The organism is Micromonospora fiedleri, assembly GCF_016774385.1.
Lineage (GTDB): Bacteria > Actinomycetota > Actinomycetes > Mycobacteriales > Micromonosporaceae > Micromonospora > Micromonospora gifhornensis.
In genome coordinates this window covers 217,843-233,074 of the sequence record NZ_JAETXL010000005.1, presented here as the reverse complement: position 1 = coordinate 233,074, position 15,232 = coordinate 217,843, and the positions used below count along the sequence as shown (strand labels likewise).

The 15,232-nt window shown below is 70.5% G+C and carries 12 protein-coding genes and 1 tRNA gene; 9 read left to right on the top strand and 4 right to left on the bottom strand.

Features of this window, described 5'->3' with window-relative positions; genetic code table 11:
- The first annotated feature begins 51 nt into the window (after positions 1 to 51).
- The 3 genes from JMF97_RS15165 (at position 52) to JMF97_RS15155 (ending at position 1,801) form a co-directional block, all read left to right on the top strand.
- Positions 52 to 219 carry a hypothetical protein gene (locus tag JMF97_RS15165; protein WP_203222170.1) on the top strand — a complete coding sequence of 56 codons (168 nt, stop codon included), beginning with the start codon at positions 52 to 54 and terminating at the stop codon, positions 217 to 219.
- Complete coding sequence (locus JMF97_RS15160) at positions 216 to 437, top strand: helix-turn-helix transcriptional regulator (RefSeq protein WP_203222169.1); 222 nt, start codon at positions 216 to 218, stop codon at positions 435 to 437. Before JMF97_RS15165 ends, JMF97_RS15160 begins: the two co-directional genes overlap by 4 nt.
- 104 nt (positions 438 to 541) lie before the next feature.
- Positions 542 to 1,801 (top strand): tyrosine-type recombinase/integrase, encoded by a 1,260-nt coding sequence (locus JMF97_RS15155; RefSeq protein ID WP_307816920.1) that lies wholly within the window; start codon positions 542 to 544, stop codon positions 1,799 to 1,801.
- Positions 1,802 to 1,937: 136 nt separating this feature from the next.
- Here JMF97_RS15155 and JMF97_RS15150 read toward each other — a convergent pair.
- The 4 genes from JMF97_RS15150 to JMF97_RS15135 form a co-directional block, all read right to left on the bottom strand.
- Positions 1,938 to 2,012, bottom strand: a tRNA-Arg gene (locus JMF97_RS15150).
- Between the two features lie 145 nt (positions 2,013 to 2,157).
- A complete protein-coding gene (locus tag JMF97_RS15145; protein WP_043721798.1) occupies positions 2,158 to 2,850 on the bottom strand; it encodes a winged helix-turn-helix domain-containing protein in 693 nt (230 codons plus the stop codon).
- A 196-nt stretch (positions 2,851 to 3,046) separates the two neighbouring features.
- Complete coding sequence (locus tag JMF97_RS15140; RefSeq protein WP_203222167.1) at positions 3,047 to 3,703, bottom strand: DUF305 domain-containing protein; 657 nt, start codon at positions 3,701 to 3,703, stop codon at positions 3,047 to 3,049.
- A 1-nt stretch (position 3,704) separates the two neighbouring features.
- The gene (locus tag JMF97_RS15135; RefSeq protein WP_203222166.1) at positions 3,705 to 4,511 is read right to left on the bottom strand and encodes a thioredoxin-like domain-containing protein; all 807 of its coding nucleotides are present in this window, start codon (positions 4,509 to 4,511) and stop codon (positions 3,705 to 3,707) included.
- 100 nt (positions 4,512 to 4,611) lie between these two features.
- On the opposite strand from JMF97_RS15135, the gene argS reads away from it, so the two are divergent.
- The 6 genes from argS (at position 4,612) to JMF97_RS15105 (ending at position 15,212) form a co-directional block, all read left to right on the top strand.
- Positions 4,612 to 6,276, top strand: coding sequence for an arginine--tRNA ligase (gene argS, locus JMF97_RS15130; RefSeq protein ID WP_203222165.1), 1,665 nt, complete (start codon positions 4,612 to 4,614; stop codon positions 6,274 to 6,276).
- A gap of 7 nt (positions 6,277 to 6,283) precedes the next feature.
- Complete coding sequence (gene lysA / locus JMF97_RS15125) at positions 6,284 to 7,669, top strand: diaminopimelate decarboxylase (RefSeq protein WP_203222164.1); 1,386 nt, start codon at positions 6,284 to 6,286, stop codon at positions 7,667 to 7,669.
- Between the two features lie 8 nt (positions 7,670 to 7,677).
- The gene (locus tag JMF97_RS15120; RefSeq protein WP_203222429.1) at positions 7,678 to 8,979 is read left to right on the top strand and encodes a homoserine dehydrogenase; all 1,302 of its coding nucleotides are present in this window, start codon (positions 7,678 to 7,680) and stop codon (positions 8,977 to 8,979) included.
- A gap of 203 nt (positions 8,980 to 9,182) precedes the next feature.
- The gene (gene thrC, locus JMF97_RS15115) at positions 9,183 to 10,232 is read left to right on the top strand and encodes a threonine synthase (protein ID WP_203222163.1); all 1,050 of its coding nucleotides are present in this window, start codon (positions 9,183 to 9,185) and stop codon (positions 10,230 to 10,232) included.
- A 296-nt stretch (positions 10,233 to 10,528) separates the two neighbouring features.
- Positions 10,529 to 13,819: an efflux RND transporter permease subunit gene (locus JMF97_RS15110; RefSeq protein WP_203222162.1), complete on the top strand. Its 3,291-nt coding sequence runs from the start codon at positions 10,529 to 10,531 to the stop codon at positions 13,817 to 13,819.
- A 148-nt stretch (positions 13,820 to 13,967) separates the two neighbouring features.
- The gene (locus tag JMF97_RS15105; protein ID WP_203222161.1) at positions 13,968 to 15,212 is read left to right on the top strand and encodes an MFS transporter; all 1,245 of its coding nucleotides are present in this window, start codon (positions 13,968 to 13,970) and stop codon (positions 15,210 to 15,212) included.
- The last annotated feature ends 20 nt before the right edge of the window (positions 15,213 to 15,232 follow it).

Here is a 15,232-nt window from a genome sequence, read left to right as displayed (position 1 = left end):
TGCCTCCCCGTACCTCCACAAGTGACCCGCACCGACCGAAAGGCCCTCAGCGTGCGAATCAGGCTGCACGGCACACCCGCTGAAACAGCCGCAGCACTGGCCGCCATCGCCCAAGTGCTGCACATCCGCCACGTCTCCCGGCCCTACCCCGACCGCCGATCCCCGATGTGCCAGCGCATCTACCTCGACGCCACCCCGAGGAAGGACGCCCGCCAATGACCGCGCCATCTCGGCCCAAGAAGGGGGCACCCCGTTCCGCCCGTCACCTCACCATCGCTGACATCTGTGACGACCTCGGAATTACCCGGTCGACCTTCTACGACTGGCGGGCAAAGCGGAAGGGGCCGCCGTCCCGAAAGCTGCCGAACGGGGAAATCCGGATTGAGCGCCGCGACTACGAAACCTGGCTTGACTCGCTCTATGAGGAGGCTGCTTGAACACAAGCTATGACGTGCGGATTTGGTCAACGCAAACGTACGACGGGGCAAGGGGGAAGACATACCGGGTTCGGTGGCGTGTGGCCGACCGGCAACACAAAGCGGTGTTCAAGACGAAAGCTCTTGCGGACAGCTTCCGATCGGGACTGATTACCGCGACCCGTAAGGGTGAGGCTTTCGACATCGAGACGGGCCGCCCGCTTTCAATGCGTCCGTCCGCAACTGTCAGTACCTGGTACGACCTCGCGTGCTCCTTCGCAGACATGAAGTGGCCGCATGTGGCCGCCACGACTCGCCGCACTCACGCCGAAGCGCTGACGGCGCTTACCGTGCTCATGCTCAACGGCACGAAAGGCCGCCCGGACGGAAAGCTGTTGCGTTACGCGCTCGGCCGGTGGGCGTTCAACGCTCCCCGCCGTGAAGCGGAGAACGTACCCGCAGAGGTGCGGGCCGTTCTTGATTGGGTGAAGCGGAACACCCGCGATGTTGCCAGTTTGAGCCGCCCGGAGGTTCTGCGGCCGGTGCTGGACGGACTGACCGTACGTCTTGACGGAGCGCCCGCCGCCCCGAGTGTCATCAGTCGCCGCCGGAAGATATTCAACACTGCGATCGAATACGCGGTAGAGAAGCGACTATTGGAGGCGAACCCGCTGCCGCAGTTGAAATGGAAGCCGCCGAAGACAGTCACCACTATTGACCGCCGGGTGGTGGCCAACCCGGTGCAAGCGCGAACCCTGCTGGAAGGGGTCCGGGAGCAGGGGCGTATCGGACCGCGCATGGTCGCCTTCTACGCCTGCCTGTACTACGCGGCAATGCGGCCCGAGGAAGCCGTTCGCCTCGCCAAACCGAACCTTCATCTACCAGGAGAAGGGTGGGGGGAATTCACTCTCGACGGAGCGGAACCGCACGCGGGTCGGGAGTGGACCGACAGCGGGAAGAACCGGGACAGTCGCCAACTCAAGCAGCGAGCGAGAGGGGAGACGCGAACGGTTCCCTCTCCGCCGGAACTGACCGCGATCATCAACGCTCACATCGACATGTTCGGGTTCGGTCCGGGTGGCCGGCTGTTCGTGGGGGAGCGCAACAAGGATGAGTTGCCCAGGGGCACGATCAACCGCGTGTGGAGGTGGGCACGGGCCGCCGTGTTCACGCCCGAGGTCTACGCTTCGCCGTTGGCCCGCACGCCGTATGACCTGCGGCACGCGGCGGTGTCGACGTGGCTCAACGAGGGGGTGCCGCCGACTCAGGTAGCCGAGTTGGCCGGGCAGTCGGTAGAGGTGTTGCTGAGGATCTACGCCAAGTGCCTTGACGGCGGTGACGCGGTGCTGCGGCAGCGCATCGAGCGGGCGCTAGGCCACGGCTGACCCCGCGCCAAACTTGGGCACGTATATGGCGCAGACGCCCGTCACGGGCCGGTGACGGCCGGACACAGCCGGACACACGAGTAAGGCCCTTGGCCGGGTTTCCCCTGGTCAAGGGCCTTTTCATGCTGGTCATGGATGGTGCCCCCGGCAGGATTCGAACCTGCGCCCCCGCCTCCGGAGGGCGGTGCTCTATCCCCTGAGCTACGGGGGCTCAGCGACTGGAGAAGACTAGCAAACTCCTCCTGGGATCGCCGAATCGGTACTCCCGACCGTCGGCGGCGTGGCTTGCGGTCGGTTGTCCACGCGTGTCGAGACCGACCCGACCGTTGGGCCGCCCTGGCCGGCCGGGGTTCGGGTCAGGCGGCCGCGGTGCGGCCGCAGCTCGGCAGCGGGTGCGGCACGATGCGCCGGGGCAGCCGGCGGGGCCATTCGTTGCGCGCCCAGGAGCCGTCCACGATCAGGTGTACGGTCCGTTGCTCGGCGCCGCTGAGCCGCAGGACGAAGTCCCGGGGCAGCGCCGGGTCGAGCGTCGGTGTGGTGATCATGAAGCGGACCCGTCCCCGGGACGAGACGGCGGAGATCACATCGGCGGCCGGCATGGTGCCCCGGAGGCGGACCCGGCCGAGCCAGTAGACCTCGGCGAGGTGTTCCTGGGCGGCCCGGGTGATCGCCGGGTACTCGCTGCGCACCCAGCGCTCGACCGCGCCGACGCAGAGGCCGCAGGCCCGCTCGCGGGGTTCGCGGGGACCCAACCCCCAGGCCCGCAGGTACGCCCCGACCGCGCCGTTCTCCATGGTCAGCCCGAAGTGCTGCTGGATCAGGGCCTGGAGGCTCTGTCGGGTCCACAGCTCCTCGTCCAGGCCGAACTCGTCGGGGTGGACGCCCCGCAGGGTGTCGATGAGTTCCAGCTCCTGTTCGCGGCTGAGCGATCCCGGCTCACCCTGCCGCTGTCCGCGACGGACGGCTGCCACCGTCCCGTCACCGCCGATGGTGTGGCGCCGGCACCAACTGGTGACGGAACGCCGTGCGTCTCTGAGTGCAACCCCCACGTCCTGGACAACGAGTGCACTTCTCTCTAAGTAACCCCTAGAGGGAAAATCGGTCGTATGCCACCAAGCCATGACGGAGGACCCGATACCGGGTGTTCTGCGGCGGCGGTGCCGACAGGGCTGCCATCAGCTGAAAAACGGTGCCGCCCCGCTCGATGTGAGCGGGGCGGCACCGGTCGGGCGCGGGTGACAGGGGTCAGCCGACGCCCTGCTGGAGCTTCCGCAACTCGTTGATCTCCTTCTGCTGCCCCTGCTTCATCGACTGGGCCATCCGGACCACCTCGGGGCGGTCGGTGGCGTCGAGCACCCCGTCGGCCATGTGCACGCCGCCGATGTGGTGCTTGATCATCAGGTCGAGGAAGAGGCGGTCGACCTCGGCGCCCTGGGCCTCGTGCAGGCTGGCGATCTCCTCGCGGGTGGCCATGCCGGGCATCAGGCCGTCGGCGTCCACCGTGACCCCGTCGGGCATCCACTCCATGGCCGGCCGGGAGCCGGTCGGCAGCAGATCCCACTCCTGCAACCAGCGCTGCATGTGACCGATCTGGGCCTGCTGGGTCAGGGCGATGTCGTACCCGATCTGCCGCACCGCCGGATCCTGGCCCTTGGCGTACGCGACCATGGCCATCTCCACCGCCTGGGCGTGGTGGCGGGACATGTCCCGCGCGAACCCGGCCTCGGCCGACGTCTCGCCCGGCGTGCGCCCGGCGTAGAGCGTGGCGGCCGTCCAGCCGACGCCGAGCAGCAGCAACGCCGTCATGGCCAGGGTCAGGTAGCGCAGCATCGGGGACCCCGGCCGTGGCTCGGCCGAGGCGGCCCGCTCCTCGACCGCCGTCTCCTGCACCGCGCTGGGCATGTCAGCCGCCCATCGACGGCTGGAGGTCACGCGGCTCCGTGCCGGTGCCGGTGGTGTAGTTGCCGGCGGAGCAGGTGGCACCCGGCTCGACCGTGGCGTTCTGCGCCAGCGTGGTGGCGAACTCCTTGATCCGCGGGTCGTCGGCGTTGTCGACCTTGAGCTGGTAGCCCCACGCCTGGACCGAGACCGGCTTGTCGAGGCCCTCGTACGGGCTCATCAGCATGAAGTCGTTGCCGCGGACCACGTCGGCCAGCTTCTCCACGTCGGCGGCGGGCAGGTCGGGGCGGTAGGTGAGCCAGACCGCACCGTGCTCCATGCTGTGCAGGGCGTGCTCGGCGGCGATCGGCGCGTCGTAGACGTCACCGAGGCAGCGCTGCCAGGTGTTGTTGTGCGGGCCGCCGACCGGCGGGCTCTGCGCGTACTCCTGCTTGCCGGACCGGTGCTCCGAGTTGGAGATGGCCTCCGGGTCGGTCTCGCGGAAGTTGACGATGCCCTCGATCTGCGCCGCCTTCTCCTCCCAGGTCTGGGCACCCCGGATGGCCGCCCAGGCGCCGTATCCGATGATCGACGTGGCGAGCACGCCGACGGCGACGAAGAGGGCGATCGGGCCCCAGGAGCGGCCCTGGCTGACCTTGACGGGGGTGATTGGCTTGCGTGGTCCCTTACCGCCCCCACCAGCACGTTTGGGTGTCGCCGGCTTGGTGGAAGCGGCCTTGGTGTCGGCGGCCGGCCGGCCCGCCGCCGGCTTCTTGCCGGTGCTGACCACGGTCGGGCGCCGCTGCGGGCCGCCCGGGGTGCTGATGCTCATCGGTCCTCGTCAGGTCGGTCGGTCAGGGGATCCGGCGGCCCAGCCCCCGATGCCGGGTCGCCGCCGCGGAGGCCGAGTCTACCCCCGATAACATGGTTCGGTGACTCCCGCAGAACTCGCCGAAGCTGTCCTAGCCGCCGCTCACGCCGTCTTTGCCGACCGAGGCCTGGACCGCTCGGCGCTGCCGGAGCAGACGACGGTCGAGCGACCGCGCAATCCCGAGCACGGCGACTACGCCTCGACACTGGCGCTGCAGCTGAGCAAGAAGGTGGGCGTACCGCCGCGCGAGCTGGCCGGCGACCTGGCCGCCAAGCTCGGCAGCACGCCGGGGATCAAGTCGGTGGAGATCGCCGGTCCAGGCTTTTTGAACATCCGGCTCGACGCCGCCGCCGCCGGCCAGCTGGCCCGTACGATCGTGACCGCGGGTGAGGAGTACGGCCGGGGTGACGTGCTCGCCGGCCTGAAGATCAACCTTGAGTTCGTCTCGGCCAACCCGACCGGCCCGGTGCACATCGGCGGGGTCCGGTGGGCGGCGGTCGGCGACGCGTTGAGCCGGCTGCTGCGCGCCGCCGGCGCGGACGTCGGCACGGAGTACTACTTCAACGACGCCGGCTCCCAGATCGACAGGTTCGCCCGCTCGCTGCTCGCCGCGGCCAAGGGGGAGCCCGCCCCGGAGGACGGCTACGGCGGGGCGTACATCGCCGAGATCGCCAACGAGGTCACCGCCCGGCGGCCGGAGGCGCTGTCGCTGGACGAGGACGCCGCCCAGGAGGTCTTCCGGGTCGAGGGCGTCGAGCTGATGTTCGAAGAGATCAAGTCCTCGCTGCGGGACTTCGGGGTGGAGTTCGACACCTACTTCAACGAGAAGGACCTGCACGACCGGGGTGAGCTGGAGCACGCCCTGAACCGGCTGCGGGAGCAGGGGCACATCTTCGAGGCCGACGGCGCCACCTGGCTGCGTACCACCGACTTCGGTGACGACAAGGACCGGGTGTTGCGCAAGTCCAACGGCGAGTGGACGTACTTCGCCGCGGACTGCGCCTACTACCTGGACAAGCGCGAGCGTGGCTTCGACCGGGTCGTGATCATGCTCGGCGCGGACCACCACGGCTACATCGGCCGGATGAAGGCGATGTCCGCCTGCTTCGGCGACGACCCGGCCCAGAACCTGGAGATCCTCATCGGCCAGCTGGTCAACCTGGTCCGCGACGGCGCGCCGGTGCGGATGAGCAAGCGCGCCGGCACGGTGATCACGCTGGAGGACCTGGTCGACGCGATCGGCGTGGACGCCTCCCGGTACGCGCTGGCCCGCTACTCCAGCGACTCGCCGATCGACATCGACATCGAGCTGTGGACCCGGGCCACCCGCGACAACCCGGTCTACTACGTGCAGTACGTGGCCGCGCGGACGGCAAGCGTCGGGCGTAACGCCGCCGAGGTCGGGCTGACCCGGGGCGACGCCGACACGTTCCGGCCCGAACTGCTCGACCACGACAAGGAGAACGAGCTGCTCAAGGCGCTCGCCGAGTTCCCCGCCGTGGTCGCCGCCGCCGCCGAGCTGCGCGAGCCGCACCGGGTGGCCCGCTACCTGGAGGACCTGGCCGGGGCGTACCACCGGTTCTACGACAACTGCCGGATCCTGCCGCGCGGTGACGAGGAGGTCACCGACCTGCACCGGGCCCGGCTCTGGCTCAACGACGCCACCCGGGTGGTCATCGCCAACGGCCTGCGCCTGCTCGGCGTCTCGGCCCCGGAGAGGATGTAGTTCTCTAATGCGTGCTCATGAGGCCGGTGCGCTGCACGGCGACATCGGCAACCGGGGGCCGGCCTGGCTGCGTACCCCGGCCGACGTCAACGCCCTGATGCCGCAACTGTGGCCACGCAACACGACGCGCGGCGCCGACGGCGACCTGGTCGTCGCGGGCCTGGGCGTACGCGACATCGCGGCCGAGTTCGGCACCCCGGTCTACGTGCTCGACGAGGACGACCTGCGCTCGCGCTGCCGGGACTTCCGGGCGGCCTTCCCCACCGAGGACGTCTACTACGCCGGCAAGGCGTTCCTCTGCCGCGCGGTGGTCCGGATGATCGCCGAGGAGGGCATGTTCCTCGACGTGTGCAGCGGCGGTGAGCTGACCGTGGCGCTGGCCGCGGGGATGCCGCCGGAGCGGATCGGTTTCCACGGCAACAACAAGTCCGAGGCGGAGCTGCGGCGGGCGCTGGACGCGGGCGTCGGCCGGATCATCGTCGACTCGTTCGCCGAGATCGACCGGTTGACCGCGCTGGCCCGGGAGCGGGCGGTCCGCCCGAGGGTGTTGATCCGGGTCACCGTCGGTGTCGAGGCACACACCCACGAGTTCATCGCCACCGCTCACGAGGACCAGAAGTTCGGCTTCTCCCTGGCCGGTGGGGCGGCGATCGCCGCCGCCCTGCGCATCCTCGACGAGGGCGTGCTGGAGCTGCGCGGGCTGCACTCGCACATCGGTTCCCAGATCTTCGACACCAGCGGGTTCGAGGTCTCCGCCCGCCGGGTGCTGGCCCTGCAGGCGCAGATCCGCGACGCCCGTGGGGTGCAGCTGCCCGAGCTGGATCTCGGTGGCGGCTTCGGCATCGCGTACACCAGCCAGGACGACCCGGCCGCCCCGCACGACCTGGCCAAGCGGCTGCGCAAGATCGTCGACTCGGAGTGCGCGGCGGAGCAGTTGGCCGTGCCGCACCTGTCGATCGAGCCGGGCCGGGCGATCGTCGGCCCGGCCGTGTTCACCCTCTACGAGGTGGGCACGGTCAAGGACGTGGATGGCATCCGGACGTACGTCAGCGTCGACGGCGGGATGAGCGACAACATCCGGACCGCCCTCTACGACGCCTCATACTCGGCCACCCTGGCCAGTCGGGCCAGCACCGCCGAGCCGATGCTCGCCCGCGTGGTGGGAAAGCATTGTGAGTCCGGGGATATCGTGGTGAAGGATGAATTCCTGCCCGCGGACGTGCAGCCCGGAGATCTTGTCGCGGTGCCTGGCACAGGTGCCTACTGCCGCAGCATGGCCAGCAATTACAACCACGTACCCCGACCCCCCGTGGTCGCGGTACGCGACGGCCAGGCCCGGCTGATCGTCCGGCGGGAGACCGAAGCTGACCTGCTCGCCTTGGATGTGGGATGAAACAACCTGTGCGCCTGGCCCTGCTCGGCTGTGGCACCGTCGGTGCCGAGGTGGTCCGGCTGCTGCACGAGCAGTCCGCTGACCTCGCCGCCCGGATCGGTGCCCCGCTGGAGATCGCCGGCATCGCCGTACGCCGGATCGGTCGTGACCGAGGTGAGCTGCCGGTCGACCCGGCGCTGTTCACCACGGACGCGCTCGGTCTGATCAAGCGCGACGACGTCGACGTGGTGGTCGAGGTGGTCGGCGGCATCGAGCCGGCGCGCAGTTGGCTGGTGGAGGCGCTGCGGGCCGGCAAGAGCGTGGTCACCGCCAACAAGGCCCTGCTCGCCGAGGACGGCGGTGCGCTGCACGACGCGGCGGTCGAGGGCGGCGGCGACCTCTACTACGAGGCGTCCGTGGCCGGTGCGATCCCGCTGCTGCGCCCGCTGCGCGAGTCGCTGCACGGGGACCGGATCACCCAGGTCACCGGCATCGTCAACGGCACCACCAACTTCATCCTCTCCGCCATGCACACCACCGGCGCCGGCTTCGCCGAGGCGCTGGAGGAGGCGACCGCGCTGGGGTACGCCGAGGCCGACCCGACCGCCGACGTGGAGGGCTTCGACGCGGCGGCCAAGGCCGCCATCCTCGCCTCGCTGGCCTTCCACACCCGGGTCGGCGCGGCAGACGTGCACCGGGAGGGCATCACCGAGGTCACCGCCGCCGACGTGGCCAGCGCCAAGGCGATGGGCTGCACCATCAAGCTGCTCTGCATCGCGGCCCGGAGCACCGACGCGCAGGGCCAGGAGTCGGTGAACGTCCGGGTGCACCCGGCACTGATCCCGCTGACCCACCCGCTGGCCAGCGTCGGTGACGCGTTCAACGCGGTCTTCGTGGAGGCCGACGCGGCCGGTCAGCTGATGTTCTACGGACGGGGCGCCGGTGGCGCGCCGACCGCCAGCGCGGTGCTCGGCGACGTGGTGGCGGTGTCGCGCAACCGGCTCGCCGGGGTCCGTTCGGCAAGCGAGTCCTCGTACGCGGCGCTGCCGGTGCGGCCGATGGGGGAGGCGCTCACCCGCTACCACATCAGCCTCGACGTGGCCGACCGTCCGGGCGTACTGGAGGCGGTGGCCGGGGTGTTCGCCCGGCACGAGGTCTCCCTCGCCACCGTGCGGCAGGGCCCGGCGGGCGGCGGCAACGGCGACGCCGTACTGGTGATCGTGACCCACGTGGCACCGGACGCGGCGCTCGCGGCCACCGTCGACGAGCTGCGCGGTCTGGAGATCGTCCGGTCGGTGACGAGCGTGCTGCGGGTCGAGGGCGGCTTCTGAGCACCCGGCTCGCGATGGCGACCTGACCCGACCTGACCTGGCCGTACGGCCGCTGCCACGTGGTCGGGCCGGGCTGGTTGACTGGTGGGGTGGCCCGCGTGTCCCGCCAGGTGGGTGGGCGTGGGTGCGCCGACAGGAGATCGGCACGGCCGCGCGAGGCTGGTAGTGGCCGACACGGCAGACTTGAGACTGAGGAGAACGACATGTGGCGGGGCCTGATCGACGCCTACCGGGACCGACTGCCGGTCGCCGACGCCACGCCGGTCGTCACGCTGCACGAGGGGAACACCCCGCTGCTGCCCGCGCCGGTGCTTTCCGCCCGGCTCGGCTGTGACGTCTACCTCAAGGTGGAGGGCGCGAACCCGACCGGCTCGTTCAAGGACCGTGGCATGACGATGGCCGTCTCCAAGGCGGTCGAGGCCGGCAACAAGGCGATCATCTGCGCCTCCACCGGCAACACCAGCGCCTCCGCCGCCGCGTACGCGGCCCGTGCCGGGGTGACCTGCGCGGTGCTGGTGCCGCAGGGCAAGATCGCGTTGGGCAAGCTGGCCCAGGCGCTGGTGCACGGCGCGAAGCTGCTCCAGGTCACCGGCAACTTCGACGACTGCCTGGCGCTGGCCGCCAAGCTCGCCCAGGACTACCCGGTGGCGCTTGTCAACTCGGTCAACATCGACCGGTTGCACGGCCAGAAGACGGCGGCGTTCGAGATCGTCGAGGCGCTCGGTGACGCGCCGGACATCCACTGCCTGCCGGTCGGCAACGCCGGCAACATCTCCGCGTACTGGATGGGCTACACCGAGGACCTTGCGGCCGGCAACGCCACCCGCACCCCCCGGATGTACGGCTTCCAGGCCGCCGGCGCCGCGCCGATCGTCACCGGCCAGGTGGTGCCGGAGCCGTCGACCATCGCCACCGCCATCCGGATCGGCAACCCGGCCAGCTGGACGAAGGCCCTGGACGCCCGGGACGCCTCCGGCGGTCTGATCGACGCGGTCACCGACCGGGACATCCTCGCCGCGTACCGGCTGCTGGCCCGCGAGGTCGGTGTCTTCGTCGAGCTGGGCAGCGCGGCCAGCGTGGCCGGTCTGCTCCAGCAGGCCGCCGCCGGCCGGGTGCCGGCCGGCTCCACCGTCGTCTGCACGGTCACCGGCCACGGCCTCAAGGACCCGGAGTGGGCCATCTCCACCGCCCCCTCCCCGGTCACCATCGCCAACGACCCCCTGGCCGCCGCCCGCTCCCTCGACCTGGCCTGACCCCCCGGGCCGACCCTGCGGGCCGCCCCCCCCCGCCCTCCGCCGCGTTGATCAAGAGGTTTGCGTCGTTGGCCGGCGGCATTCCCGACGCAAACCTCTTGATCAACTGCTCAAGTGGGGTGTGGTGAGGGGACGTGGTCGGTGGTGTTCACCCGACGTTGCTTGAGGGCGACGAGGCGTGTCGGGATCTGGTGACATCGTTGCGAATCGGTACCGCCCCGGAAATCGACGGACGGATCGGGTCGGGCACACTGCTCGTGCCCCACGACCGTCTCCCCCAGGAGTGAGTCACGCCGATGTCGCTGCTCGCCAGATTCAGCCTCGCCAACCGGGGGCTGGTAGCCCTCATCGCGGTGGTGACCACGGCGTTCGGTGCGTACGCCGTGCCGTCGCTGAAGCAGCAACTCCTGCCCTCGCTGGAGTTTCCCGCCGCCTTCATCGTCGCCTCGTACCCCGGTGCCGCGCCCGAGGTCGTCGAGTCCCAGGTCACCGAGCCGATCGAGAACAGCCTGCGGGGCATCCCCGCGTTGGACACGGTCACCTCCACCTCCCGCGAGGGCCTGACCACCATCACCGTCCAGTACGAGTTCGGTACCGACCTGGACGACGTGGTCAGCAAGATGCAGACCGCGCTGAACCGCACCCGGCTGCCCGACGGCGTCGACCCGCAGGTCTTCGCGGGCAGCACCGACGACCTGCCGGCGGTGGTGCTGGCCGCGTCCGGTGGCGGTGACGAGCGGGAACTGGCGTCGAAGCTGCGGGACGTCGTGGTGCCCGAGTTGGCGGCGATCGAGGGCGTACGTGGTGTCGAGTTGACAGGCGTCCGCGACGAACTGGTGGTGATCACGCCGGATCCGGCGAAGCTGGCGAAGGCGAAGGTGCAGCCGACCGCGATCACCACCGCGTTGAAGGCCAACGGGGTGGCGGTACCGGCCGGTGCCGTGCTGGACGGTGAGCGCAGCCTGCCGGTGCAGGTCGGTGCCCCGCTGACCACGTTGGACGAGTTGCGGGACGTGATCGTCGCCCCGCCGGTCAAGAAGGCCGGTCCGGTCCGGCTCGGTGACGTCGCCACGGTCGAGGAGCAGTTGACGCCACCCACCGCGATCACCCGTACCAACGGCCGGGAGAGCCTGGGCATCGCGGTCACCGCCGACCCGGACGGCAACGCGGTGGAGATCTCGCACGCGGTCGCCGACCGGCTCGACGACCTGCGCGGTGCGACCGGGGCCGAGCTGACCGTGGTGCTGGACCAGGCGCCGTTCGTGGAGAAGTCGATCAAGACGCTGAGCACCGAGGGCCTGCTGGGTCTGATCATGGCCGTGGTGGTCATCCTGGTGTTCCTGCTGTCGATCCGGTCCACGATCGTCACTGCGGTCTCCATCCCGCTGTCGGTGGTGGTCGCGCTGCTCGCCCTCTGGATCGGCGACTACTCGCTCAACCTGCTCACCCTCGGCGCGCTGACGGTGGCGGTCGGCCGGGTGGTGGACGACTCGATCGTGGTGCTGGAGAACATCAAGCGGCATCTGACCTACGGTGAGCCGAAGCGGGAGGCGATCCTCACCGCCGTCCGCGAGGTGGCCGGGGCGGTCACCGCCTCCACCCTCACCACGGTCGCCGTCTTCGCCCCGATCGCCCTGGTCGGCGGCTTTGTTGGGCAGTTGTTCGCGCCGTTCGCGATCACGGTCACCGTGGCGCTGCTCGCCTCGTTGCTGGTGTCGCTGACGGTGATCCCGGTGCTGGCGTACTGGTTCCTCAAGCCGGTTGCCGGCGCCGACGGCGAGGCGATCCGGCGGGCCGCCGAGGAGCGCGAGCTGCGCAGCCCGTTGCAGCGGGCGTACCTGCCGGTCATCCGGTTCGCCACCGGCCGGCGGGCGTACCGCTGGGCCACCCTGGCCGTGGGCGTGCTCGTGCTGTTCGGCACCTTCGGGCTGGCCCGCCAACTGGAGAGCAACTTCCTCGACGACTCCGGCCAGGACACCCTCAACATCCGCCAGGAGTTGCCGGTGGGCACCGGGCTGGCCGGCACCGACGCGGCGGCCCGCCGGGTCGAGGCGGTGCTGGCGGACACTCCGGGCGTCGAGTCGTACCAGGTCACCGCCGGGGGCGGGGACAGCCCGTGGACCGGCAGCGCCGGCAACAACGTGGCCAACTACGCGCTGCGGCTCGACGGCGAGACCGACGCCAAGGCCATGCGTGGCATCCTGCGCGAGCGGTTCACCTCGCTCGGTGCGACGGCCGGCGAGATCACCTTCCCGGCCGGTCAGGGCGGCGCGTCCGCCAACGAACTGGCGGTCATCGTGCGCGCCGCCGACCAGGAGACGCTGGCGGCCGCCGCCGAGCAGGCCCGGGCGGCACTGGCCGGCATCTCCGGCGTCGAGGACGTCTCGACCACCCTCGCCCAGCAGGTGCCCCGGGTGGACGTCGCGGTCGACCGGGTCGCGGCCAGCCGGGCCGGGCTCACCGAGGCGGCGGTCGGCCAACTGGTGGCGCAGTCGTTCCGGGGCACGCCGGTGGGGCAGGTGAGCATCTCCGGCGGCAGCCGGGACGTGGTGCTGCGCCTGTCGGCGAAGCCGCCGCTGACGGTGGACGAACTGAAGGCACTGCCGGTCGGCCCGGTCAAGCTCGGCGACATCGCCGAGGTCACCGAGACCCAAGGACCGCAGCAGGTACGCCGGATCGACGGTGAGCGCAGCGTCTCGGTGACCGGTACGGTGACCGGCTCCGACCTCGGCGCGATCAGCACCGAGTTGCAGCAGCGGCTCGACGCGATCGACGTACCGGGGGCCACGTTGACCCTGGGCGGGGTCAGCGCCGAGCAGCGGGAGACCTTCGCCGATCTGGGCCTGGCCGTGCTGGCCGCGATCGCGATCGTCTTCCTGATCATGATGGCCACGTTCCGCAGCGTGGTGCAGGCGTTGATCCTGCTGGTCTCGATCCCGTTCGCGGCCACCGGGGCGGTCGCCCTGCTGCTGGCCACCGGGACGGCGTTGAGTGTGCCGGCGCTGATCGGCGTACTCATGCTGGTCGGCATCGTGGTGACCAACGCGATCGTGCTGCTCGACCTGGTCAACCAGTACCGGGCGCAGGGGATGGGCGTACGGGAGGCGGTGGTCGAGGGTGGACGGCACAGGTTGCGGCCGATCCTGATGACCGCCATCGCCACCATCTTCGCGTTGACGCCGATGGCCTTCGGGCTCACCGGCGAGGGCGGCTTCATCTCCCGACCGCTGGCGATCGTGGTGATCGGCGGACTGCTCAGCTCCACCCTGCTCACGCTGATCCTGGTGCCCACCCTCTACGCGATGGTGGAGGACACCAAGCAGTCGGTGCGCAGTTGGCGGGCGGGTCGTTCCGGTGGCGCCGCCGACTCCGGTCGAGCCGTGTCGGACACCGACGCGACGAAGCCGGACGACGAGCAGCCGCCCACCGAAGGCGCCACGCAGGAGCCGGCGGCGACCGACAAGCGTCCGGCGCAGAGCCGTCCGGTGCCGGCGGCGCCGTCCGGCGCGCTGGTGGACGGCACCGACCAGTTCGAGGTGCTCCGGCTGCCCAGGAGCCGCAACTCGCCCTTCCCGCCCGCGGAGTAACGACCCGCCGCATCAACACCAGGACTGACGCCCCCGGCAACCGCCGGGGGCGTCGGCGTCCGGCATGCGGTTACGCGATCGTGGCGTATCTCCGTCGATGTCCGCGCCGCGACTCAGTCGGCGACGCCTGCCGGGTATGGTCCGCCTCGTGACGTCCACCCTCTCGGTCCTCACTCGCAACCGGAACTTCCGCAATCTGTTCCTGGCCGAGTTGGTGGTCTTCGGTGCCGACTGGTTCGTGATGGTGCCGTTGCTCGTCCTGCTGCCGAAGCTGACCGGTAGTGGCGTGTGGGGCGCGCTGGTGCTCGCTGTGGACACCGGCATCGTGGCGTTGCTGCTGCCGTACACCGGGACCATCGCGGACCGGTTCGACCGCCGCAAGATCATGATCTTCTCGAACGGTGCGGCGCTCGTCGGGGTGCTGCTCCTGCTCGGCGTACGCAGCGCCGGTACGGCCTGGCTGGCGATGCTGGGCATCGGCGTGGTCGCGGTGGCCAAGGCGTTCTACTCCCCGGCCGCCCAGGCCGCCCTGCCCAACGTCCTCGAACCGGAGGAGTTGGCCGCGGGTAACGCGGTGGCCGGATCGGCCTGGGGCACCATGACCATCGTCGGCGCCTCACTCGGCGGCGTGCTCGCCGCCGCCACCGGCCCGTACGTCTGCTTCTGGGTGGCCGCGGTCGGCCTGGTGATCGCCGCGATCCTGGCCGGGCGCATCCGCCGGCCGTTGCAGGCACCCCGCGACGAGAACGCGCCGGTACCGCAGACCTGGACGGCGATCCGCGAGGCACTGGGCTACATCGGGCACCGCCCCCGGGTGTTGGCCCTGGTCACGGTGAAGTCGGCGGTCGGGCTGGGCAATGGCGTCCTGACCGTCTTCCCCCTGCTGGCCGGGCTGTACGGGGTCGGCCCGCTGGGCGCCGGCCTGCTGTTCGCGGTACGCGGCGCGGGCGCGCTGGTCGGCCCGATCCTGATGCGTCGGGTGCTGACCAACCGGGCCTGGCTGCTGCCGGGGCTGGCACTGTCCATGTCGGCGTACGGGCTGGCCTACCTGGGCGCCTCCGTGGTGTCCTGGTTCCCGTTGGTGCTGATCCTGGTCTTCGTGGCGCACTTCGCCGGTGGCAGCAACTGGGTGATGTCCAACTTCGCGTTGCAGGGCGAGGTGCCCGACCGGTTGCGTGGCCGGGTCTTCGCCACCGACATGATGCTGGCGACCCTGGCCATCTCGGTCAGCCAACTCGTGGTCGCCTCCGTCATCGACATGGTGGACGAACGGGTCGTGCTGGCCAGCTGTGGCCTGGTCACCTTGACCTACGCGATCGGCTGGCGGCTGGCCACCCGACGGCTCTCGCTGGCCGCCCCGGAACCGACCGTCGCCGAGACCGGCACTCGGTAGACCGACGCGGCCCCCGTCCC